The sequence below is a fragment of the Streptomyces sp. NPDC014006 genome (genome assembly GCF_043088925.1).
Lineage (GTDB): Bacteria > Actinomycetota > Actinomycetes > Streptomycetales > Streptomycetaceae > Streptomyces.
Genome location: NZ_JBICAJ010000001.1, coordinates 700308 through 722564, shown reverse-complemented (window position 1 = coordinate 722564; position 22257 = coordinate 700308). Strand labels below are relative to the sequence as shown.

The window sequence follows — 22257 nt, the reverse complement described above, 5'->3', positions numbered from 1 at the left end:
CCTGGTTCTCTGGACGACGTCGCACGGCGCCGACGTGCCCACAGGGCCGCGGCGCCTCCGCATGCCACGGCCGCGCTCAGGCGGCTCCACGCATCACGTGCTCAACGGCGTGCCGGCGACGCCACTGTCCCCGAGAAAAGGCTCCCCGTGTCCGCCGTTTCCCTCTTCCGTCGCATCTCCGCCCCCAAGAAGGCCCTCGCCGGTGCCGCCGTGGCCGCTGCCGCGTGCGGTTCCCTGATCGCCGCCGCGCCCGCCCAGGCCGCGACGGCGCAGGCCTCCTCGGCCCAGGCGGTCGCGAAGAAGATGATCGGCAGCTCGGCGCAGTACCAGTGCTTCTCGAAGATCGTCGAGCGCGAGAGCGGCTGGAACCCGAACGCCACCAACTCCTCCAGCGGCGCCTACGGCCTGGTCCAGGCCCTGCCGGCCTCCAAGATGGCCTCGGCCGGCTCCGACTGGAAGACCAACCCGGCGACCCAGATCAAGTGGGGCATGAACTACATGAACGAGCGCTACGGCAGCCCGTGCGGTGCCTGGAACTTCTGGCAGGCCCACAACTGGTACTGATGGCGCCGGTACGGACACACCTCCGTACCCCGGCAGACGCGAAGGCGGCGGCCCCCGATCCCCTGGGCCGCCGCCTTCGCCCTTCCCGGGCCGGTTCCGGATCAGCTCGGAGCGCGGTCCCTCTCCGCCTCCTTCGGCAGGTTGCCGACCCGCACGGCCGCGACCCTGACCACCGTGGTGCGGGGGCCCTGAAGCAGGTACGTCAGCCCGAAGCCGGCGCCGACCACGGCCGCGCCGCCGACCGCGTCCAGCACCCAGTGGTTGCCGGTCGCAACGATCGCGCAGACGGTGAGCAGCGGATGCAGCAGGCCGAGCGCCTTCATCCACCCCCGTGGCGCCAGCATCACGATCACCAGGCCGCACCACAGCGCCCAGCCGAAGTGCAGCGAGGGCATCGCCGCGTACTGGTTGGTCAGCTCGGTGAGCGTGCCGTAGTCCGGCTTGGCGAAGTCCTGCGGGCCGTGGACGGTGTCGACGATGCCGAGGCCGGGCATCAGGCGGGGCGGCGCGAGGGGGTAGAGCCAGAAGCCGGCGAGCGCGAGCACGGTGGCGGAGCCGAGCGCGGCGCGGGCCCAGCGGTAGTCCAGCGGGCGGCGCCAGTACAGCACGCCGAGGATCGCCAGCGGGATGCCGAAGTGGAACGACTCGTAGTAGAAGCTGAGGAACCTCTCCAGCCGGCCGGCCGAGACGACGGTGTGGTTGACCCAGTGCTCGATGTCGAGGCGCAGGAACGCCTCGAGGCGGTGGATCTGGTGGCCGTGGCGCTCGGCCAGGGCCCGGCCGCCGCTGTTGGTGCCGCCGGTCGCGGCCAGCCGGATCTGCGCGTACGCCCAGTAGGTGAGGCGGATCAGCAGCAGCTCGAACAGCAGGTTGGGGCGGCTGAGGACGCGGCGCAGGGCGGGCAGCCGCGGGAGGTACCGGAAGCGGGGGGCGGGGGCGGCGTACCGGGTGGGCAGGGGGTTGTCGAAGGACGCCGAGGAGCGGAACAGGAAGGGCACGGCGGTGGCCGCGGCGAGGGCGGCGAGCAGGACGAGGTTCGCCAGCAGCGGCTGGAACAGCGGCTTGTCCGGCAGCAGCATCCGGGCCGGCAGGCTCATCACCAGCACGACCGCGACCGGCCACACATACCGGTCGGCGGACCGCCTGCCGACCCGTCCGACGACGGTGAACAGCACCCACAGCAGCTGGTGCTGCCAGGCGGTGGGCGATACGGCGAGGGCGGCGCAGCCGGTCACGGCGACCGCGAGGAGGAGCTGCCCGTCGCGGGCGTAGCGCACCGCGCGGCGTACCCCGAGGACGGCGACGACCGCGCCCAGGGCGAGGAACAGGGCGATCTCCAGCGGACCGGTGAGGCCGAAGCGGAGAAGGGCGCCGTGCAGGGACTGGTTGCCGAGAGCGTCGGCACGGCCGCCAAGGCCCGCTCCGGCCATGTGGTGCACCCAGTAGGTGGCGGAGTCGTGTGCCATCGCCGCCCAGGCCAGCGCGGTGCAGGCGGCGAAGGTGACACCGGCGGACAGGGCAGCCCGGCGGCGGCCGGTGCACCACAGCAGCGGAGCGAACAGCAGCAGCGTCGGCTGCAGGGCGGCGGCCACGCCGATCAGTACGCCGCTCACCCGCTGCCCGCGCACGACGAAGCAGCCGAGCAGGACCAGCAGCACCGGCAGGATGCTGGCCTGGCCCAGCCACAGGGTGGTGCGCACCGGCAGCGACAGCATGAGCAGGCCGATCGCGACGGGCGCGGCCGGCAGGGAGATGCGCCTGCCGGCCGACTGGGGCAGGGCACGCGCGGCGACGACGCCGAGGGCGGCGACCAGCAGCAGGGTGGAGAGGGTCCAGCCCCAGCCGACGGCCTGCTCGGCCGCCCGGGTCAGCGGCTTGAGGACGAGCCCCCCGAATGGGGTACCGGTGAAGCGCGAAGAGTCGTACAGGGAGCCGTTGACGTGCAGCACGCCGTGCGGGCCGACCCAGGTCTCCAGGTCGGCCAGCCGCTCCCCGCGCGGGCTGCACAGGACCGCGGCGGCCTCGCTGGCGGCGAGGGCGGCCACGATCAGCCACAGCCCCAGCCCGAGTGCGCGCAGGCGCGCCTGTGCCGCGCGAGCGGCCGTCGCTGCGACGGCTGCCGCCGGTTGCCCGCTGTGCTCAGCATTCGCCACGCCTGGTCGGCCCTCCCGCCCTGACGCCCACTGTCCTGTTGGTGATGGAAGTAATAGACCGCCCGGCTTTGTCCCGAAGACGATAGACCGTCCGGCTTGTGAACGCCTGCGCGCGGCGCGAGAAGGGTCACACCGGGGCGGCGGGTGCTCGCGGCCGGAGCGGGCAGATGCCCCTGGACAACCGACATTTAGCTGCATCACGCAACGAGGTGCGTACGCCCCGTAACGGGACCAACGGCGCCTATGGTCGGTTTTCGGTCCGCCGCCAGCGCCGTCGCGTGGGCCCTGTCCTTGTCCCCGTCGAAAGGCAGGCGAGCGAAGTTTTGTCGGCAACGACCGCAGCCGCTCATCCCGTCAGGCCCATCACCCTGAAGAAGACTCCGGACGTCACCGTCACCGACCCGGCGCTCGTCAAGCGCGCGGTCAAGGCGGCGGCGCTGGGCAACGCCATGGAGTGGTTCGACTTCGGTGTCTACAGCTACATCGCAGTCACCCTCGGCAAGGTCTTCTTCCCCTCGGGCAACCCGACCGCCCAGCTGCTGTCCACCTTCGGCGCCTTCGCCGCGGCCTTCCTGGTCCGGCCGCTCGGCGGCATGGTCTTCGGACCGCTCGGCGACCGCGTCGGCCGCCAGAAGGTGCTCGCGGTGACCATGATCATGATGGCGGCGGGCACGTTCGCGATCGGACTGATCCCGTCGTACGCCTCCATCGGCGTCGGCGCGCCGCTGCTGCTGCTCGCCGCGCGGCTGGTGCAGGGGTTCTCCACCGGCGGCGAGTACGCCGGTGCGTCCACGTTCATCGCCGAGTACGCCCCTGACAAGCGGCGCGGGTTCCTGGGGAGCTGGCTGGAGTTCGGCACGCTGGCCGGCTACATCGGCGGTGCGGGGCTGGTCACGCTGATGACGGCGCTGCTGTCCACGGACGAGCTGACCTCGTGGGGCTGGCGCATCCCGTTCCTGATCGCGGGCCCGATGGGGATCATCGGCCTGTATCTGCGGATGAAGCTGGAGGAGACCCCGGCGTTCGCGGCGGAGATGGAAAAGGCGGAGTCGGCGCGTCCGAAGGTGCCGCTGCGGGAGATGATCACCGGGCAGTGGAAGGCGCTGCTGCTGTGCATGGGCCTGGTGCTCGTCTTCAACGTCACCGACTACATGCTGCTGTCGTACATGCCGAGCTATCTGACGAGTGAGCTGAAGTACGACGAGACGCACGGGCTGCTCGTGGTGCTCGGTGTGATGGCCGTGATGATGATCGTCCAGCCGTTCGCGGGTGCGCTGACCGACCGGGTCGGCCGTCGTCCGGTGATCGCGGCGGGGTGCGTGGGCTTCCTGCTGCTGTCCGTCCCGGCGCTGCTGCTGATCCGGCAGGGCAGCCTGGTCGCTGTCGCGCTGGGCATGGGGGCGCTGGGGCTGCTGCTGGTGTGCTTCACCGCCGCGATGCCCTCCGCGCTGCCGGCGCTGTTCCCGACGCGGGTGCGGTACGGGTCGCTGTCCGTGGGCTTCAACGTCTCCGTGTCGCTGTTCGGGGGGACTACGCCGCTGGTGGTCACGGCGCTGATCGGGGCGACCGGGAACATGATGATGCCCGCGTACTACATGATGGCGGCGGCGGTCGTGGGTGGCGTGGCCGTCTGGTACATGGCGGAGTCGGCGGGGCGCCCGCTGCCGGGGTCTGCGCCGGCGGTGTCGCGGGCGGCGTGACGCCGGCGCCGTCCGGCGGGGCGGGGGCGGGCCGTCGTTTGTCTGCGCGTTGCGTTGTCGCTGGTCGCGCCCACGCGGCGGAGCCGCATGTCCAATACAGCCCCGCGCCCCTTATGGCCCTGCGGCGGCCCCTCGCGGTGCGTGGGTGGCTGGTGTCGCGCGCTGTGCCGGTGGGTGAGGGGGAGGCAACCCCGTCGCGCCGGGCTGCGCCACCCACCCCCGGCCGGCCGCAGCACCGCGTGCGAAGCCAACGCCGGGCCACTCACCCCAGCTCCGGCCGGTCACAGCCCTCCCGCTGGCGGAACCGTTGGCTCCGGGGGGTCGTCCTTACGTGGCGTGCGCACAACACCTCGTATTCTCACCCTCGTTCTCACTCTGCTCGGCATCCAGCTCGCCTGGCTCGCCGCGCCGGCGTATGCCTGTGGCTGTGGGGCGATGATCCCCAGCGGGCAGCAGCAGGTCAGAGTGGACCGCGAGGTGTCCGTCGTGCGGTGGGACGGCCGGCAGGAGCAGATCGTGATGAGCCTGACCGTCGCCGGCACCGCCGACCGCGCCGCCTGGATCATGCCCGTCCCGCACCGTGCCACCGTCCGCCTCGGCGACCCCCGTCTTTTCGACCAGCTGCGGGAGCAGACCGCCCCGGAGCACCGCACGCGGTACTACTTCTGGCCCCGCTCCGGCGACTGGCCGTTCGCCTCGGGGGACGACGGCGCCTCCGCGGCGGCCCCGCCGTCGGCCGGTGCCGGTGTCGGCGTCGTCAGCCGGCAGCGGCTCGGCCCGTTCGACGTGGCCCGCCTCACCGCCGACGACCCGGCCGCGCTGAGCGACTGGCTGCACCGCAACGGCTTCGCCCTGCCCGCCCGCCTCGCGCAGGCACTCCAGCCGTACGTCGACCGCCACTGGGAGTACGTGGCGATCCGCCTGGCCCCGCAGAGCACCCACACCCCCCTGTACGGCGCCCTCGACCCACTGCACCTCACCTTCGCCGCCGACGCACCGGTCTACCCGATGCGGCTCTCCCGCCTGGCCGCCAACCCGCAGTCGCTCGGCCTGTACCTGCTCGCCGCCCACCGCATGGAGCCGCGCACGTCCATCGGCGGCGAGCGGCCGAAGGTCACCTTCGCCGGACGCGTCAGGGACCCCTGGGGCCCGCTGGCCGAGATCAGCCACGGCACCGAGTACCTGACGGCCCTCGACCAGGAGTTTCCGGTGCCGTCCCGCATCGACGGCGACCATGAGCTGCGGCGCACCGCGACCGACCGTACGTACCGCGAGGTCGTCTACAGCTACCGGCTGCGCGAGATCGCCGGACTGCCGGCGTGGCTGGTGGCCACGGGCGGCGGCCTGACGGCGCTGGCGGCCGTGATCGCCGTGTGGACCGTACGCGCCACACGCCGCACCTCCCGGGCACCCGTGCCCAACCTCTGAAATGCTGTGCCGTGGGACGCGGGATTCGCATGGAAGGTGCAGACGCATGAGCGGGTCGCAGCTCTGGGACGACGTCGACGACTACTTCTCCACCCACCTCGCGCTGGACGACGAGGCGCTGCTGGCCGCGCTGCGCGACAGCGAGGCCGCGCAGCTGCCGCGGATCAACGTCACCCCGACCCAGGGCAAGTTCCTGCAGCTGCTCGCCCAGATCCAGGGCGCCCGCAACGTCCTGGAGATCGGCACCCTGGCCGGCTACAGCACGATCTGGCTGGCCCGGGCGCTGCCCGCCGACGGCCGGCTGATCTCGCTGGAGTACAGCCCGAAGCACGCCGAGATCGCCACCCGCAACATCGCCCGGGCGGGCCTGGACAAACTCGTCGAGGTGCGCGTCGGCCCGGCCCTGGAGTCGCTGCCACAGCTCGCCGACGAGAACCCGCCGCCCTTCGACCTGGTCTTCATCGACGCCGACAAGGCCAACAACGCCCACTACGTGGAGTGGGCGCTGCGGCTCACCAGCGCAGGCAGCCTGATCGTCGTCGACAACGTGGTCCGCGGCGGCCGCGTCGCCGACGCCGGCAGCGAGGACCCCGACGTCCGCGGCACCCGCACCGCCATCGAACTGATCGGCTCCCACCCCCGGCTCAGCGGCACCGCGATCCAGACGGTCGGCAGCAAGGGCTACGACGGCTTCGCGCTCGCCCGGGTCCTGTGAGACCCGCGGGCGCTGTGCCGGCCCCCGGCGCGGCTCAGACCTCGTGGTAGAAGCCGACGTTCACGCTGCGCGGGCCCGTGCGGTCCTGGATGACGATCTCGCCGGAGCCGCCCCGGGGCAGCGCGACCGTCCCGCCGTAGACCAGGGGCTGGGCGTACTCGCCGACGATCATCCGCACCTCCGAGGACGGGTCCGGCTGCGAGCCGCGCAGCCAGGTCAGCTGCCAGCCGCCGTCCGGACCGCAGAGGAACTCCAGGTGGACGCGGGAGACGAACAGCCAGTCCTCGGGCGTGACGAGCCGGCACGTTGCGGCGTCGCGCCCGACCCTCAGCACGGCGCCCAGGTCACTGGGGGCGTCGGCCATGGTCATCCCGGCCGTGGCACCCTCGTCTGCCCCGGAGACGGAGGCCATGGTGAGTTCGAGCACGTGCGCTCCCTTTGCGACGTCGCGGTGCGGCGGCCCGGTTGGTCCACCGCCGCCGCATGATAGATCGGCCGGCGGGGCCCCGTCCGGCACAATGGGTACATGACCGAGCGAAAGCCACCCGGGGTGCCGTTCGAGTCCTGGGTCGACAAGCAGATCCGCGATGCGCAGGCTCGCGGTGACTTCGACCGGCTGACCGGCGCGGGCGAGCCCCTGCCGCCCGAGATCGAGTCGACGTACGACGAACTGTGGTGGGTCAAGCGCAAGTTGCACCGCGAGGGTCTGTCCGTCCTGCCGCCCGCGCTGGCGCTGCGCAAGGAGGCCGACGACGCGCTCGCGGCGGCGTACGCGGCGCCGTCGGAGCAGCTGGTGCGGCGGATCATCACCGAGATCAACGTCAAGATCCGCGACATGATGTTCAAACCGCCGCCCGGCCCGCCGCTGGGCCGCAAGCCGTACGACGTCGAGGAGGTCGTACGGCAGTGGGGTGAGCGGCGGACGGCCGCGGGCGGCGGTCCGGTGAACCGGCCGGCCCCCTGAGCGGGCCGGTGGACTGCGTCAGAGGTGCAGCAGGCGGCGGGACAGCTCGCGGTAGTCGCGCAGAGCCAGCCGCAGCTGCTCGGTGTCCGTGCTGGTGGCGGGCTTGTCCTCGCCGGCCTCGCCGCCCTGCCAGGACATCCGCAGGGTACGGCGGCGCCGGGAGACGGCGTCGGTGACGTGCGCGGCGATCTCCTGCAGCAGGTGGTCGGCCTCCTCCACCGCGTCACGCGGTGCGTCGACGAAGCCGGCCAGCGCGTGCGAGAGCCTCTGATGGAACTCGTCCACCTCCTCGTGCGGCATGAGCGGGCCACCACTGGAGCTGTCCGCCGCGGTCGCCGTGGTGCCGGTCGGTGTGGTGCCGGCCGTCGCCGTGCCGCCCGTCGCGGTCGTGCCGGTGCCGCGTGTGGTGCCGGTGGCGCTTTCGCCGCGTGCGTCCGGGTCGCCGGGCAGGGGCGACCGGCCGGGGCCCGGGCCGGTCACGGACCTGTCGCCCAGGCCGGGCACGGTGTGTCCCTGCCCCGGGGGCGCCACGGTGTGCCCTTCGGCGTGCCCGGCGGGTGCCACGGGCGCGCGTTCCTCCGTCACCGGGGCGTGGCGCATGCCTTGACGGCTGTCGTCGGTCATGGCGGTCAACTCCCCTTGGCGTGGCCGCGGGTCAGCCCCCACGGCTGATGGGTGCGATGGGTGGACCGAGGTGCGGCGACCTGCTCGCGCCCGTCCTTCTCGGCGCGGTCCGCGCGGTGCCGCCCGCTGTCCTGGGGCGCCGGGGCGATGAGTTCCGTGAACAGCTCGCGCGCCTCGACGAGTGCCTCGCGCAGCTCCTCCGTGCCGGGCCCCTCGCCGTCCGCGGCCAGCGGCGCGCGGGCGACGCGGTGCATGTGCCGGTAGCCCTCCACACGGCCGGCGTGGTGCACGGAGAGCGCTTCGAGCTGCTCCTCGTACTGCCCGCCGTCGGGGTAACCGCGGGCGCCGGCCACCTCGGCCAGCAGCCGGTCCGCCTCGGCGACCGCCTCGCGCGGCGCGTCGACGAAGTGTTCCTGCAGCGCCGTCCAGCGGGCCTCGTACTCCTCGCGCCGGGCCGGCTCCAACGGCTGCTCGCGCAGCCCTCCGTGCTTCTCGACGCGCCGGGCGAGGTCCCGCTCGGCGGCCTTGACGTCTCCGTCGTGCCGGGCCACGGCACGGTCGTACTCGGGTCCGAAGCGCCGCTTCAGACTCCGGCCGCCGCCCGCACCGCGGGCGCGCAGGGTCAGGGCCGCCGCGACAAGGACGACGGCCGCCACGATGACGATCACAGCGATGAGCACGCCTGTGGACATGAATGCCTTCCGGGTGCCTTCCGATTCTGACCGGCCCGTCCGACCGGTTTCCCTCATCGGGTTGCCCGCGCCCGGCCCGGCAAACGGCCCGTGCACCGGGCTCGCCGACCGGTGCGCTTGCGGGTTCGCTTGCCGGTTCGCTTATTGGGTTGCGGCGGACCCGGGTCGCCTTCCCACAATGACGGCCATGACCTGGACCGTCGCCCCCGAGCCGTACGACTCCCCGGACGCCCGCGCCCTGTGGCGGGCCTACTACACGGAGGTCAGCGACCGCTGGTACCTGCTGCACGAGGGGCGCCGCACCGACCCGGACGAGCTGGAACGGGAGATCGCCGCGGCAGACGGCTCCGACCTCGCGCCGCCGCGCGGGCAGTTGCTGATCGCGCGGTACGGCGGCGAGCCGGCCGGCAGCGCGGGCGTACGGCTGCTGGACGCGGCGACGGCCGAGCTGAAGCGGGTGTTCCTGCTGCCCGGGATGCGCGGCCGGGGCGGAGCGGGCCGGCTGGTGGCCGCCGCCGAGGACGCCGCGCGGGCCCTGGGCGCCGCCGAGCTGATCCTGGACACCCGCAGCGACCTGGTGGAGGCCCGCGCCCTCTACGCCCGCCTCGGCTACACGGAAACCGACCGCCACAACGACGACCCGTACGCGGAACACTGGTTCCGCAAGAAGCTCGGCTGAGCACGCGGATCCCGTCCGGGGGCCGGGGCGCCACCGGGCGGCGAGGTGTCCCGTCCGGGGGCCGGCAGATCTCGCGACCCGCGCGAGATGCCCCCGGGAACCGGCCCCGGGCCGGTGGGGTCAGCCGGAGGTTGCGGCTCGGCCCGTGGTGCGCGGCTGTTCGCGGGTGGAGCCGCAGAGTTCCTCGTTGAGGAGCTTGACCAGGTGGGTGAGGTCGGTGGGGCGGTCCGGGCCCCACCAGTCGCCGAGCAGGTGCGCCAACGACTCCTCCCGCGCCTGCGCGAGCCGTGCGGCGACCTCGCCGCCGGCCTCGGTCAGCACCAGGTCGATGCCCTCCCGGCGGGCCAGCTGCCGCCCCTCGATCTGCCGGGCGGCCTCGATGATCACCCGCAGCGGCACAGGGCTGCGCTCGGCCAGCACGGCCGGCTCCACCCGCCCGTACCGCTTGATCCGCAGCAGCAGCCAGCTCGCGGCCGGCAGCAGGTCGTAGCCGGCCCGTTCGGTGATCTTCCGGTAGACCTCGCGCCGCCCCTCCCGGGTGCCCAGCGCGGACAGCGCCCGGCACACCTCGTCGTACGAGGAACGCTCGACGGGGTTGCTGGCGAGGGTCTCGGTGACGTCCGGCGCCGTGACGGAGGCGCGCAGCCGGTCCTCTTTCAGCAGCCATGCCAGCAGGAAGCCCAGGAAGGCGACCGGTGCCGCGTACAGGAAGACGTCCGTGATGGACGAGGCGTACGCGTGCAGCGCCGCCGGCCGCAGCGCGGGCGGCAGGGCGCCGATGCCGCGCGGGTCGGCCTTCAGCGAGTCCGCGGAGGCCCCGCCCGGCAGCCGTACGCCCCGGAAGGCGTCGGCGAGTTTGTCGCTGAGGCGGCTGGCGAAGACCGTGCCGAAGATGGCGACGCCGAAGGAGGCCCCGATGGAGCGGAAGAAGGTGGCGCCGGAGGTGGCGACGCCCAGGTCCTCGTAGGAGACGGCGTTCTGCACGATGAGGACGAGGACCTGCATGACCAGGCCGAGCCCGAGGCCGAACACGAAGAAGTACCCGCTCATCTCGGCCGTCGAGCTGTGCTCGTCGAGCCGGTGGAGCAGCAGCAGCCCGAGCGTGGTGACACCGGTGCCGGCGATCGGGAACACCTTCCAGCGGCCGGTACGGCTGACGATCTGCCCGGAGACGGTCGACGACAGCAGCATGCCGAACACCATCGGCAGCATGTGCACGCCGGACAGGGTCGGGGTCACACCCTGCACGACCTGCAGGAACGTCGGCAGATAGGTCATCGCCCCGAACATCGCGAAGCCGACGATGAAGCTGATCACCGCGGAGAGGGTGAAGGTGCGGATGCGGAACAGCTTCAGCGGCAGGACGGGTTCGGCGGCCCGGTGTTCGACCGCGACGAACACACCGGCCAGTACGACGCCGAGCACCACGAGGCCGATGATCTGCGGCGAGCCCCAGTCCCACGTCGTACCGCCGAGGGAGGCGACCAGGATCAGGCAGGTGGCGACGGATGCGATGAGGACGGTGCCGAGGTAGTCGATGACGTGCCGGGTCGAGCGGCGCGGGATGTGCAGCGCGGTCGCGATCACGGCGAGGGCGACGGCGCCGACGGGGAGGTTGATGTAGAACACCCAGCGCCAGCTGAGGTGTTCGGTGAACAGCCCGCCCAGCAGCGGCCCGAGCACGCTCGTCGCGCCGAACACGGCACCGAACAGCCCCTGGTAGCGGCCGCGTTCACGGGGCGAGACGACGTCTCCGACGATCGCCATCGACAGCACGATCAGGCCGCCGCCGCCGAGTCCCTGCACGGCGCGGTAGGCGATCAGCTGCGGCATGTTCTGCGCCATTCCGCACAGCGCGGAGCCGACGAGGAAGATGACGATCGCGGCCTGGAAGAGCTTCTTGCGTCCGTACTGGTCACCGAGCTTGCCCCACAGCGGGGTCGCGGCGGTGGAGGCCAGCAGGTACGCCGTGACCACCCACGACAGGTGCTCCAGGCCGCCGAGGTCGCTGACGATGGTGGGCAGCGCGGTCGACACGATGGTCTGGTCGAGGGCCGCGAGCAGCATGCCGAGCAGCAGAGCGCCGATGGAGACGAGAACGTTGCCGGACACGTGCTCCTGCTGCGCACTTCCCGTCCTGGCCTGCGCGTCGACGGTCATGGAGACCTCCCCGGGTTTCGTGACACATCCATCGTGTTCGGTGTGACCGGTTATGGCCTGTTGAGTCCTGTTGGAGCCCAGTATTCCGGGGCGAGCCGCCTTCGCTCGTGTGGAGGAACCGCATAATCTCTGGAGTTCCTATGGGGAGGGGCGAACACGTGGACGAACACGGGGGTGGGGCGGAAGCGCAGGCGCGGGCGCATCCGTGTCCGGAGTGCGGGGCGCCTCGGGCGGCCGACAACACTCCTTCGTGCGGTTGCACCCGGCGGGCTTCGGACGCCCTGCGGGCCACGCGCAGCGCCGCGGCGGCCGCGGCGGAGGACTTCGATCCGCTGCGGATCAGGCCGTATGTGGAGCTGGAGGGGGCGGGGGCGCAGGGCGCGGGGGCGGACGGGGTCGCTGCGGCTGAGGAGACCATGCCGTTGGGGGTGGTTGCTGCGGAAGACGGAGCGGTCCCGGTCTCCCCTGTTCTGCCCATGCCTCTCGCGCCGTCGGACACGGCGCCCAGCGTGACGGATCTGCGGCTGTTCGAGGCGGCGGAGCCGGGGCACGTCGGTGACGACGACTCCCGTCGGGGTGGGCGCCGGGCCGCGGTACCGCGCCGGCGCCGGCGTACCGCCGCACTGCTGGCCGCGGGCGGAGCCGTCGCGGGGGTGGTGGCGGTGGCCGGGCTGGCCAGTGGACTGTTGTCGTACGACACGCCGTCCCGGGAGGGTGCCGCACCCGAAGGCGTCCGTGCGGCGGTGCCGGACACGGTCACGATGACGGCCGAGCGGCCGGCGTCTCCTGCGCCGTCGCCCTCCGCGTCGGTGTCCTCGCCTGCTCCCGGCCCGACCCGCACGAGCGCGAGTCCCTCTCCGACGCCGTCGGCGTCCGCGTCGGCCTCGGCGTCGGCCTCGGCGTCGGCGTCCACGGCCGCCAGGCCGAGCCCGACGCCTACGCCGGTGTCCACTCCTACGGCGACGATCTCCTCCGGCAGCTCCTCGTTCGCCCCGGGCGACGGCGAACAGGTTCTGCGGCGCGGTGACCGGGGGCCGCAGGTCACGGAGCTCCAGCTGCGCCTTCGCCAGCTGCACCTGTACACCGGCGACGCCAATGGCACCTTCAACGCCCAGGTCGAGGACGCGTTGCGCAACTACCAGTGGGCGAGAGGCGTCACGGACGACGGGCTGGGGGTGTACGGGGCGCGGACGCGGGCGATGCTGGAGTCGGAGACGGAGACTCCGTGAGGCGCGGGTGCCTGCGGCGGCCTGTGCGGGTGCGTTGTAGCCGGTCGCGCCCACGCGGCGGAGCCGCATGTCGAATACAGCCCCGCGCCCCTTATATGCCTGCGGCGGCCCGTTGCTGTCCGGTGGCCGGCTGATGTAGCGCGTCGTGCCGGTGGGTGGCTCGGGGCCGGGGCGGCGGTGTCCGTCCTCGGTCCGGCCACCCGTCCCCGACGACGGCACCCTTGCCCGGTGCCGGCCGCTGCCGGCGGGCACCCCCCGCCCCCTCCCCGCCGTCGGCGACTGCGGCCCGTCGTCGCCACCTGCCGGGGGACCCCCAGGGCGGCACGGATGGGCACGGGCTTCGCCCCGTCAACGCCGGGCTACGCGTCCCACCCACGGAGGTCACCGCAACACCGGGCGGCCGCCCTGCCGACACAGCTGCGGGCACTGCCACCCGCGGAGGTCACCGCAGCACACCGGACAACACGAAACGCCGGGCGCGAAGGCCCAGCGTCGGTCAGGGCAACGCCCGGCGCAGCCCAGCCCGCCGTTACGGCTCGACGTGGAGTCGGAACAGTCCCGCCCCCGCGTCCGAGACCCGGACCTGCGCAAGGTCCCGCACCCACGCGTCAGGACCGTACGCGGCGGCGCGTGGGCCGACGCCCACCACCCGCATCCCCGCGGAGCGCCCCGCCGCGATGCCCGCCCCGGAGTCCTCGAAGACCACACACTCCGCGGCCGGTACGCCCAGTTCCGCCGCGCCCTTCAGGAAGCCCTCGGGGTCCGGCTTGCTCGCCCCCACGCTCTCCGCCGTGATCCGAACCTCCGGCAGCGCCAGCCCTGCCGCCGCCATCCGCGCGCCGGACAGCGCGACGTCCGCCGACGTCACCAAGGCGTGCGGCACACCGAGCCGGGCCAGCGAGTCGAGGAACTGCGCAGCCCCCGGCACCGGCACCACGCCCTCCGTGTCCGCCGTCTCCTCGGCGAGCATCCGCGCGTTGTCCGCGAGGTTCTCCTCCATGGGCCGGTCGGGCAGCAGGACCGCCATCGACGCGTGTCCCTGCCGTCCATGGACGACCTTCATCACCTTGTCGCCGTCGAGTCCGTGCCGTTCGGCCCAGCGTCGCCAGACGCGTTCCACGACGGCGTCGGAGTTGACGAGCGTGCCGTCCATGTCGAGCAGCAGGGCGCGGGCGGTGAGGACGGTGGCCGGCATCGGCGACTCCCAGGAAGTGAGCGAACTTGCCCCGGAGGGACAAGGTGGTCCCGCCCGCCGGTCAGGGAAAACGGGCGGGAGCCACTTTGTTCCCCCACGGTACAAAACAAGTCCGGCATCCCGCCACCACTCCCGCGAAGTTCGCCGCACTCACCCGGCGACCGCCTCCCACAGGCTCCACACCCCGAGCGCCAGCATGAGCAGAGCCGCGATCTTGGTGATGAGCGCCAGCGGCACCCGCTTCATCAGGGCCTTTCCGCCCACGATGCCGAGACCGGCCACGGCCCACAGACCCAGCACCGCGCCGAGACCGACGGACAGCGGGTCGTCGTAGCGCGCGGCGAGGTTCGCCGTCATGATCTGCGTCAGGTCACCGAACTCGGCGACCAGGATGAGCATGAAGCCCGCACCGGCGACCTTCCAGAAGGTCTGGTTCTCGGGCCGGCGGACCTCCTCCTCGTCCTCGCCCTTCTTCAGCAGCAGCACGGCCGCGCCGCCCAGGAAGAGCACGCCGGTGAGCGCGTGCACGATCTGCTGCGGCAGCAGGGTCAGCACACTGCCGGCCGCGACCGCGAGCGCGACATGCAGCGCGAAGGCTGCGGCGACACCGGCGAAGACGTACGAGGCCCGGTAGCGCGTGCCGAGGACGAGGCCGGCGAGCGCGGTCTTGTCCGGCAGCTCGGCGAGGAAGATGACGCCGAAGACGAGCGCCGTCACGGTGATGCTGATCAAGGTCCCTCAATCGGTCGGGGCTGCCCCACCGAGAGTGCGGTACGTCACACGCAAGACACCTCGGCACGGCAGCACACTCGAGCGCCCGTGCCGTACGGCACGGGCGTGCACTGCGTTGCCGAAGGTCTCGCTGGCGCAATCCTCGCGGGATCCGCCTCCGGGCGCCGGCCCGGACTGAACCGAGCAGTATGTCGACGACACCGGCGAAGAGCTACTCCCCTTCTGCGCCACCCATGGTACGGGAAGAGCGCGCGACCTCGTACGGCGCGGAAAGTTCGACCGTGAACCTTGTCGTGTCATGTTCACGTCATTAATCTCTCACCGCGCGCACATCTCCCCGCAACACGGCACCGCGAGCATTCTCGCGCCCGCGCTCCAACACCCCCACCCCACAAGGGAGTTCGCATGCCCAAGTTCTACGCGCGTCGACGGCTGAGCATACTCTCCGCGCTCACCGCGCTGACAGCCTCCGCCGCCCTGTTCAACTCCCCCACCGCCTCCGCCGCCCTGCCCACGCCGGTCAGCGGCGCCACCGCCCGCAGCTACCTCTCCCAGCTCACGGTCGCCACCGAGAACCGCACCGGCTACAGCCGCGACCTCTTCCCGCACTGGATCACCATCAGCGGCACCTGCAACACCCGCGAGACCGTCCTCAAGCGCGACGGCACGAACGTCGTCACCGACTCCTCCTGCGCCGCCACCAGCGGCAGCTGGTACTCCCCGTACGACGGCGCCACCTGGAGTGCCGCCTCCGACCTCGACATCGACCACCTCGTGCCGCTCGCCGAGGCCTGGGACTCCGGCGCGAGCAAGTGGACCACCGCGCAGCGCCAGGCGTTCGCCAACGACCTCACCCGTCCGCAGCTCATCGCCGTGACCGACAGCGTCAACCAGGCCAAGGGCGACCAGGACCCCGCCACCTGGATGCCCTCGCGCACCGCCTACCGCTGCACGTATGTCCGCGCCTGGGTGCAGGTGAAGTACTACTACGACCTCTCCGTGGACACCGCCGAGAAGAACGCGCTCACGAACTACCTCGCGAGCTGCTGAGCCAGGCGGCCGCCGCTCCCGCCGGACCCGCTGGGGCGGCGGCCGTACCAATCCGCAAACCGCCAGGATGAATGTTGAACTTGCAAGCACTCGTTAGGTCTGCCTAACCTGTGGGCTCACTCGGTGCCGCCGTCCCCCACGACCGGTCCGCCGAGGTCGTTCCGCTCGACCACCGAAGGAGCCCCCACATGACCGCACGCCTCGACGGCGCGCAGCCGTACGTGCTCGGACTGTTCCGCATCGTCGTCGGCCTGCTCTTCGCCTGCCACGGTGCCGCCTCGCTCTTCGGCGTCCTGGGCGGCGCGGCCGGCGGCACCGGCGGCACGATCGCGGCCGGCACCTGGCCCGGCTGGTACGCGGCCGTGATCCAGCTGGTCTGCGGTGGCCTGGTCCTGCTGGGCCTGGGCACGCGCGCCGCTGCGCTGGTGGCCTCCGGGTCGATGGCGTACGCCTACTTCGACGTGCACCAGGGCATGGGGCTGTGGCCGATCCAGAACGGCGGCGAGGCGTCGGTGATGTTCTGCTGGGCGTTCTTCCTGCTGGCCTTCACCGGCTCCGGCGCGTTCGGCGTGGACCGGCTGCTGTCCCGGCGCGGCGAGAGCGCGCAGCGGCCGGCGCCGGAGCGGACGCCGGTGGCCGCCTGAGGATCCGCCCGCCGTAGGGCTGAGCGCAGCGTCCGGCCGCGGGCCGCCTTACGGCGCCGGTTCGCACCTCGCCGCGAGCGGCGCAACTTCCGACACTCCAGCCCCCGCCGAAACTCCTGTCCCACCTCGGGCGTACGCTCTATGGCTGTCATCGGCCGGTCTACTGCCGCTCCCCGCGCTCGCGCGGCACGGTACGGCCCACGGGGGATCACGGGGAGTCGCAGTGCTGGAGAGTGTCGGGTTGCTGACCGGCAGCCCATGGATCTACGCGGTCGTCGCGACGTCGGTGCTGCTGGACGTGTTCCTCCCGATACTGCCCAGTGGCGTCCTCGTCATCACGGCGGCCACGGCGGCGGCCGCGGGCACCGGAGCGGCGGGCGCGGCGAGCCCTGCCAAGGTCCCCGACCTGCTCTTCCTCATCCTCTCCGCGGCGACGGCCTCCGTCCTCGGCGACCTCGTCGCCTACCGGCTGGCCTGGCGCGGGGTGGCCCGCCTGGACAGCGCGATCGCCCGCTCCCGCAGACTGAGCCGCGCGCAGGAACGTCTCGGCGCCGCTCTCGCCCGGGGCGGCGGCCCCCTCGTCGTCCTCGCCCGCTTCGCCCCGGCCGGGCGCTCGGTCGTCTCCCTCGGCGCCGGCGCCGCTCACCACCGGGCCCGCGACTTCCTCCCCTGGTCCGCCCTGGCCGGCCTGTCGTGGGCCGGCTACAGCGCCGCCCTCGGCTACTACGGCGCCCACTGGCTCGGCGCCACCTGGCTGGCCACGGGGGTGTCGGTGGCGGCCCTCTTCGCCGCGGGCGCGGCCGCCGTGTACGTGATGCGCCGCCGGCCGGTGCAGGGGGCGGCGGCGCGCCGGTAACCCGCCGCCCGGCCGCTACCCCGCCCGCCGCGCCGGGGCGCCCCGCACCTCCAGCTCGTCGAGGAGGTGGGCCGTTGCGGCGGCGATCTCCTCCACCGCACGGTCGAACACCTCCCGGTTGTGCGCGGCGGGCGCCCGGAAGCCGGACACCTTCCGCACGTACTGCAGGGCGGCGGCCCGGATGTCGTCCTCGGTGGCCTCACCGGGGAGCACGGGCGGGCGCAGGGTCTTGATACTCCGGCACATGCCTCAAGTCTGGCCCCTGCCCCGGCCGATCCGCAGCGGTGCGAAGATTCCCTCCCAGGCGGCCACCATCCACGGGGCCGACCGACGAGAGGACACACCCGATGACCCTCCCGACCCACGACGGACTCACCGTGGCCGTCCTCGGCCCCGGCGGCGTCGGCGGCCTGCTCGCCGCGCTGCTGGCCCGGGCCGGCCACCGCGTGATCTGCCTGGCCGGCGAGAGCACGGCTGGCACGCTGCGCGCGACCGGTATCAGCGTCCGCAGCGGCCGGTTCGGCGACTTCACCGTCCCGGTGGAGGCGGACACCGAGCTGCGCGAGCCGGTCGACGCCTGCCTGGTCGCCGTCAAGCACACCGCGCTGGACGCGGCCCTCACCCGTGTCCCGCCCTCCGCCCTCGGCGACGGTCTGCTGGTCCCGCTCCTCAACGGCGTCGAGCACCCGGAGCACCTGCGCGAGCGCTACCGGCCCGACCACGTCGCCCCGGCCGTCATCCGCGTCGAGTCGACCCGGACCGCCCCCGGCATGATCGAACACGGCACCGACTTCGCCGAGGTCGACCTCACCGGCGACCCGGTACCGCAGGACCGCCTCACCGCACTCGCCCGGGCATTGTCGGACGCCGGGATCACCGCGCGCGTACTGACCGACGAGGCCGCCACCCTGTGGGCGAAGCTGGCCTTCCTGGCTCCCATGGCCCTGCTGACCACCCGCCACGGCCTGCCGATGGGCGAGCTGCGCACCCGCCACCGCGACGAGCTCACCGCCCTCGCCGAGGAATCGGCGGCGGTCAGCCGTGCCTGCGGCGGCCCCGGCGACGCGGTGGCCTCCCTCGCCCGTTACGACAGCTTCCCGGCCGCCACGAAGTCCTCCATGCAGCGTGACGCCGAGGCGGGCCGCCCGCTCGAACTCGACGCGATCGGCGGCGCCTTGCTGCGTGCGGCACAGTGGCACGGTGTGCCGGTCCCGGTGGCGGCGCGGGTGGTGCGGGAGCTGCGGGAAGCGGGGCACTGAGCACGGCGGCGGGAGGGGAACGCACGTACCGGAGCCTCGTGCACTCATTCGAGTGAAGCCACGGAAGCAGCTCGCTGCCTCAATTCGAACAGGCGTAGCATTGTGCCGTGGCTACGACCTATGAATTCCCCAGTGACCTCCTCGCCGGCCAGGAGGAGCTGCATCAGGTCCGGGCCGAACTGTCGGCCCTGCTCAAGCGGCTCCCCTGGTCGGTCGAGCCGCTGGACGGCTTCAGCGACGACAACGGCTGGCGCAGGCTGGAACGCCCCGCGTCCCCCGGCTGGACCGCCGACGAGCAGGCCGAGGTGGAAAAGCTCCGGCGCCGCGAACACGAGCTGGCGGTGTTCGTCACCACGCACCGCTTCTGGTCCGAAATAGCGCCCGAGAGCCGGATGGAGGCCCGTTCGCGGCTCAAGCACGCGCACGAGACTCCACCCGGCGAGGGCGAGGCCCGGACCGAGGGCTACTAGCGGAGCAGCCCGTTCATCTCCGCGATCTCGGCACTCTGGCCGGTGACGATGTCACCGGCCGTCTTCTTCGCGGGCCCGTAGGCGCCCTTGGCCTGTTCGGCCTTGGCCATCTCCAGGGCACCCTTGTGATGCTCGACCATCATGGTCAGGAACAGCCGGTCGAAGTCCTTGCCCGAGGCCTTCCGCAGCTCGGCCATGTCCTGCTCGCCCATCATCCCGGGCATCTCCGCCATGCCGGACGCACCGGAGTGCGACGAGTGGTGCTCCATACCGGGCATGTCCGAGCCGCCGCCGTCCTGGGGCACGTCCTCGCCCCAGGCCCGCAGCCAGCCGCTCATGGTCCGGATCTCCGGGTCCTGCGCCTTCTCGATACGCGCCGCGAGGTCCTTGACCTGCGCCGACGACCCCCGCTCAGCGGCGAGCCGCGCCATCTCCAGCGCCTGCCGGTGGTGCGGGATCATGCCCTGCGCGAAGGCCACGTCCTGCGCGTTGTGCGCCCCGGCGCTCACGCCCCCGGAGGCGGAGGCAGAGGCGGACGGGGCGGCGTGCCCCTCGTGCCCGCCGTCACCGCTGCCGCCCCCACAGGCGGCGAGAAGCAGCGCGGCACTCACGGCCGCGGCGACGAGACCGGCGCGGCGCGCGAGGGTACGGGTGGTGTTGCTCATGGATGAACTCCTGCAGGTGGAAAGTGGATCTGCCGACACGCGGACGCACCGCACCGCGGAAGGAAACGGCGGCGCGGTACGGGAGGTGTCTAGATCCGCAGGAGTTGGAGTTCGGCCAGAGAGGGCGGCGCACGGGCCCCGTCGGGCGGGGCACCGACATACGCACACCCGGTCCCGGGCGGTACGACGACGGGGCCCGGGGCGGCGACCGGCGCGGGCAGCTCGGGGCCGCCGCTCACCGCAGCGGAGGCACAGGTGACGTCGGCATGGTGCACATGCCCTCCGCCACAGTGCCCGTCACTCCCCGCACACCCGTCCCCGGCGACCACGCCGGCGACGGCCGGGGCGCTCATGTGCCCATGCCGCTCCGGCACGACCCCACCGGGCGCGAGCGCGTGCATCCCCAGCAACCCGGCCAGCAGTCCGAGCACGGCAACCACCCGCCGCCACCGCACCCGCGGCACAACGGAAAGCCCCACCTCGAACCGGATCACGCCCCACATCGTAGGCAGCCCGCCCCGACGACACGACGAAGGGCCCCGGAGCGTCACCGCACCGGCGGCGGGAGCTGTCCGGCGAAGGAGGAGAAGACCCAGGCGCAGGAGTGACCGGGCGCTGACAAGCGCAACGACTTGACGCGCCGCCCGGGACACGACAACGGCCCCTCGGAGAATCCTCCGAGGGGCCGGCGATCAGTGGGCGCGGACGGTTTCGAACCGCCGACATCCTGCTTGTAAGGCAGGCGCTCTACCCCTGAGCTACGCACCCGAGACGAGTCGACAGCCTACCTTGCCTGGGGCAGTGCACGGCAAACCCGTAACAAGGGGCTGCGTGCCGTACCGGACCGGGTCGAGGCCGTCCTACGCGAGGGGTCGGTGACGGCCGGCGCTGCCGTCGGCCCGGTACAAGGTCTTCGCCCCCGTCCGTGCCGCGGGGCGGCTTCGGTGGGCGGGTCGTGTTCGCGGGGAGCGGTGACGCTGAGCGGTGACGGGAAAAACACCGGGGGCACGGCGAACTGACCGGCCCGTGTGTTCGTCTTCAACCGGTGGGAGAATGACAGCGGTCAGGGCCGAACGCAGCACGGGAGAGGGATGTGACGGCGACACCAGCGCAGCCGTACTCGTCGCCGTCGGTGTCGTACGCGCGCGCCCTGCGGGACACGCTCACCTTGGTGGGGCTGCCGCTGGTCGCGGTGCTGGCGCTGCCCGCGGCCTTCGCCGGCGGCGGCACGCGGCGGTGGTTCGGCGGGCGGGCGGAGAGCCAGCGGGCCGAGGCGCAGGCCGCGAAGGACGCCGCCGCCGCGGCTTTCTACGAACTGGACACCGCCCAGCGGGACCTGCGGATCTCCGTCGAGACGATCGCGGCCGTGGACGACTCCCCGGCCGCCCGGCGCGCGATCGGCGATTTCGAGGCGCTGGGGCGGCGCATCGACGAGGTCTCGCAGCAGTACATCGCGGCCGTGGACGCCCACGAACTGGACCGCGACGACCTGGAGGCGTCGGCCGCCACGCGGGCGCGCACCGAGCTGAGCGGGGCCAAGGACGAGCTGGAGCGGGTCAAGCGGGAGCTGGAACGGTTCGGCGAGGGGCTCGGGCCGCTGCTCGGCAAGGCCGAGACGCAGCTGGCGCGGGTCGCGCCGGCCGTGGAGCGGGCCCGGCAGGCGCTGCTGGCGGCGACGGGCGCGCTGGACGCCGTACGGCAGTCGGGGCTGAAGGCCGATGATCTCGCGGCGCGGCTGGCCGCGCTGTCCCCGGAGCTGACGAAGCTGCATCAGGGGGCCGGGCAGCACGGGGTGGCGCCGACGCTGGAGCGGGCCGAGCGGGTAACGCGGGAGGCGGAGGCGGTCCGGGCGGAGGCCGGGCGGCTGCCGGAGCGGGCGGCCGAGATCGACCACCGGCTGGTGTCGCTGCGGACCCGCGCACAGGCGCTGACCACCCGGGCCGGGCAGGTCGAGCCGGTGCTGAGCGAGTTGCGGCGGCGGTTCACGGTGGCCTGCTGGCAGGACCTGCAGCCGGTGCCGGAGCAGGCCGCGGAGAACGTGCGGCAGGCGGAGCTGAAGCTGCGGGAGGCGCAGGGCGCGCGGGACGGGCAGCGGTGGGCCGACGCGACGGCGCTGCTGTCGACGGTGCGGGCGCTGCTGAACGCCACCGACGAGGCCGTGTCGGCCGCTGGTGACCGGCTGCGGCGGCTGAACGCCGTGCAGAAGGATCCGCGGCAGGAGGTCGAGCGCACCCGGTTCGCGATCCGGGACGCGCAGCGGCTGGCGATGACGGGCCGTACGACGCCGGATCCGCGGCACGCCCGGCCGCTGGACGACGCGGTGGCGCGGCTGGACCGGGCGGTCGCCGGTCTGGAGGGCGGGCGCCATCCGGACTACTGGCACTTCCTGACCGAGACGGAAGCGGTACGGCAGTCGGTGGCCCGGGTGGTGGCGCAGATCCGCGAGGAGCGCGGCCACGGTGCCGGTTAGTCTTCTGT

23 protein-coding genes and 1 tRNA gene are annotated in these 22257 nt (G+C 73.0%); 13 read left to right on the top strand and 11 right to left on the bottom strand.

All coding sequences use genetic code 11. The annotated features are described in order from the left end of the window. Positions 1-147: 147 nt before the first annotated feature. The gene (locus tag ACF1GV_RS03285; RefSeq protein WP_391677300.1) at positions 148-564 is read left to right on the top strand and encodes a lytic transglycosylase domain-containing protein; all 417 of its coding nucleotides are present in this window, start codon (positions 148-150) and stop codon (positions 562-564) included. Positions 565-665: 101 nt separating this feature from the next. Here ACF1GV_RS03285 and ACF1GV_RS03280 read toward each other — a convergent pair whose 3' ends face one another. Continuing rightward, on the bottom strand, positions 666-2717 hold the full coding sequence (locus tag ACF1GV_RS03280) for a bifunctional glycosyltransferase 87/phosphatase PAP2 family protein (protein ID WP_391677297.1): 2052 nt from the start codon (positions 2715-2717) through the stop codon (positions 666-668). 323 nt (positions 2718-3040) lie between these two features. Between ACF1GV_RS03280 and proP the strand changes: the two genes are divergently transcribed. From proP to ACF1GV_RS03265, 3 genes are all read left to right on the top strand, one after another. Next, positions 3041-4417, top strand: coding sequence for a glycine betaine/L-proline transporter ProP (gene proP / locus ACF1GV_RS03275; protein WP_391677295.1), 1377 nt, complete (start codon positions 3041-3043; stop codon positions 4415-4417). Positions 4418-4753: 336 nt separating this feature from the next. Further along, complete coding sequence (locus ACF1GV_RS03270) at positions 4754-5845, top strand: DUF2330 domain-containing protein (RefSeq protein WP_391677292.1); 1092 nt, start codon at positions 4754-4756, stop codon at positions 5843-5845. A gap of 46 nt (positions 5846-5891) precedes the next feature. Beyond that, positions 5892-6560 (top strand): O-methyltransferase, encoded by a 669-nt coding sequence (locus tag ACF1GV_RS03265; protein WP_391677290.1) that lies wholly within the window; start codon positions 5892-5894, stop codon positions 6558-6560. 34 nt (positions 6561-6594) lie between these two features. Here the strand turns inward: ACF1GV_RS03265 and ACF1GV_RS03260 are convergent, their stop codons facing one another. Further along, on the bottom strand, positions 6595-6987 hold the full coding sequence (locus tag ACF1GV_RS03260) for a hypothetical protein (RefSeq protein ID WP_391677287.1): 393 nt from the start codon (positions 6985-6987) through the stop codon (positions 6595-6597). Between the two features lie 99 nt (positions 6988-7086). Here ACF1GV_RS03260 and ACF1GV_RS03255 point away from each other — a divergent pair, with 99 nt between their 5' ends. Continuing rightward, positions 7087-7524, top strand: coding sequence for a DUF1992 domain-containing protein (locus ACF1GV_RS03255; protein ID WP_391677284.1), 438 nt, complete (start codon positions 7087-7089; stop codon positions 7522-7524). Positions 7525-7542: 18 nt separating this feature from the next. Here the strand turns inward: ACF1GV_RS03255 and ACF1GV_RS03250 are convergent, their stop codons facing one another. Both ACF1GV_RS03250 and ACF1GV_RS03245 read right to left on the bottom strand, forming a co-directional pair. Continuing rightward, on the bottom strand, positions 7543-8148 hold the full coding sequence (locus ACF1GV_RS03250) for a hypothetical protein (RefSeq protein WP_391677282.1): 606 nt from the start codon (positions 8146-8148) through the stop codon (positions 7543-7545). Positions 8149-8153: 5 nt separating this feature from the next. Beyond that, positions 8154-8840: a hypothetical protein gene (locus ACF1GV_RS03245; RefSeq protein WP_391677279.1), complete on the bottom strand. Its 687-nt coding sequence runs from the start codon at positions 8838-8840 to the stop codon at positions 8154-8156. 187 nt (positions 8841-9027) lie between these two features. Here ACF1GV_RS03245 and ACF1GV_RS03240 point away from each other — a divergent pair, with 187 nt between their 5' ends. After that, a complete protein-coding gene (locus ACF1GV_RS03240) occupies positions 9028-9519 on the top strand; it encodes a GNAT family N-acetyltransferase (RefSeq protein WP_391677276.1) in 492 nt (163 codons plus the stop codon). A gap of 120 nt (positions 9520-9639) precedes the next feature. Here ACF1GV_RS03240 and ACF1GV_RS03235 read toward each other — a convergent pair whose 3' ends face one another. After that, positions 9640-11679, bottom strand: a complete 2040-nt coding sequence (locus ACF1GV_RS03235) for an MDR family MFS transporter (protein ID WP_391677275.1) — start codon at positions 11677-11679, stop codon at positions 9640-9642. A 509-nt stretch (positions 11680-12188) separates the two neighbouring features. On the opposite strand from ACF1GV_RS03235, the gene ACF1GV_RS03230 reads away from it, so the two are divergent. Then, entirely contained in the window at positions 12189-12908 is a 720-nt protein-coding gene (locus ACF1GV_RS03230; RefSeq protein WP_391677273.1) for a peptidoglycan-binding protein, read from the top strand. 529 nt (positions 12909-13437) lie between these two features. Here the strand turns inward: ACF1GV_RS03230 and ACF1GV_RS03225 are convergent. Further along, positions 13438-14103: an HAD-IA family hydrolase gene (locus tag ACF1GV_RS03225; protein WP_391677270.1), complete on the bottom strand. Its 666-nt coding sequence runs from the start codon at positions 14101-14103 to the stop codon at positions 13438-13440. A 150-nt stretch (positions 14104-14253) separates the two neighbouring features. Next, complete coding sequence (locus tag ACF1GV_RS03220; RefSeq protein WP_391677268.1) at positions 14254-14835, bottom strand: TMEM165/GDT1 family protein; 582 nt, start codon at positions 14833-14835, stop codon at positions 14254-14256. 405 nt (positions 14836-15240) lie between these two features. Here ACF1GV_RS03220 and ACF1GV_RS03215 point away from each other — a divergent pair, with 405 nt between their 5' ends. From ACF1GV_RS03215 to ACF1GV_RS03205, 3 genes are all read left to right on the top strand, one after another. After that, positions 15241-15885 (top strand): HNH endonuclease family protein, encoded by a 645-nt coding sequence (locus tag ACF1GV_RS03215; protein ID WP_391677266.1) that lies wholly within the window; start codon positions 15241-15243, stop codon positions 15883-15885. A gap of 188 nt (positions 15886-16073) precedes the next feature. Beyond that, entirely contained in the window at positions 16074-16529 is a 456-nt protein-coding gene (locus ACF1GV_RS03210; RefSeq protein WP_391677263.1) for a DoxX family protein, read from the top strand. Positions 16530-16752: 223 nt separating this feature from the next. Continuing rightward, positions 16753-17385: a DedA family protein gene (locus ACF1GV_RS03205; protein ID WP_391677260.1), complete on the top strand. Its 633-nt coding sequence runs from the start codon at positions 16753-16755 to the stop codon at positions 17383-17385. Positions 17386-17400: 15 nt separating this feature from the next. Here ACF1GV_RS03205 and ACF1GV_RS03200 read toward each other — a convergent pair whose 3' ends face one another. Beyond that, the gene (locus ACF1GV_RS03200; protein WP_361631929.1) at positions 17401-17631 is read right to left on the bottom strand and encodes a DUF2277 domain-containing protein; all 231 of its coding nucleotides are present in this window, start codon (positions 17629-17631) and stop codon (positions 17401-17403) included. 101 nt (positions 17632-17732) lie between these two features. Between ACF1GV_RS03200 and ACF1GV_RS03195 the strand changes: the two genes are divergently transcribed. Together ACF1GV_RS03195 and ACF1GV_RS03190 are read left to right on the top strand one after the other, a co-directional pair. Beyond that, a complete protein-coding gene (locus tag ACF1GV_RS03195; protein ID WP_391677258.1) occupies positions 17733-18644 on the top strand; it encodes a ketopantoate reductase family protein in 912 nt (303 codons plus the stop codon). 107 nt (positions 18645-18751) lie between these two features. Next, positions 18752-19114 (top strand): hypothetical protein, encoded by a 363-nt coding sequence (locus ACF1GV_RS03190; protein ID WP_391677257.1) that lies wholly within the window; start codon positions 18752-18754, stop codon positions 19112-19114. Here the strand turns inward: ACF1GV_RS03190 and ACF1GV_RS03185 are convergent. The 3 genes from ACF1GV_RS03185 to ACF1GV_RS03175 form a co-directional block, all read right to left on the bottom strand. After that, complete coding sequence (locus ACF1GV_RS03185; protein WP_391677255.1) at positions 19111-19779, bottom strand: DUF305 domain-containing protein; 669 nt, start codon at positions 19777-19779, stop codon at positions 19111-19113. The two genes, ACF1GV_RS03190 and ACF1GV_RS03185, sit on opposite strands and share 4 nt — an antisense overlap. 89 nt (positions 19780-19868) lie before the next feature. After that, positions 19869-20270, bottom strand: a complete 402-nt coding sequence (locus ACF1GV_RS03180) for a DUF6153 family protein (RefSeq protein WP_391678472.1) — start codon at positions 20268-20270, stop codon at positions 19869-19871. Positions 20271-20475: 205 nt separating this feature from the next. Beyond that, positions 20476-20547 (bottom strand) — tRNA-Val (locus ACF1GV_RS03175). A gap of 325 nt (positions 20548-20872) precedes the next feature. On the opposite strand from ACF1GV_RS03175, the gene ACF1GV_RS03170 reads away from it, so the two are divergent. Further along, entirely contained in the window at positions 20873-22249 is a 1377-nt protein-coding gene (locus ACF1GV_RS03170; protein ID WP_391677253.1) for a hypothetical protein, read from the top strand. Positions 22250-22257 lie beyond the last annotated feature (8 nt).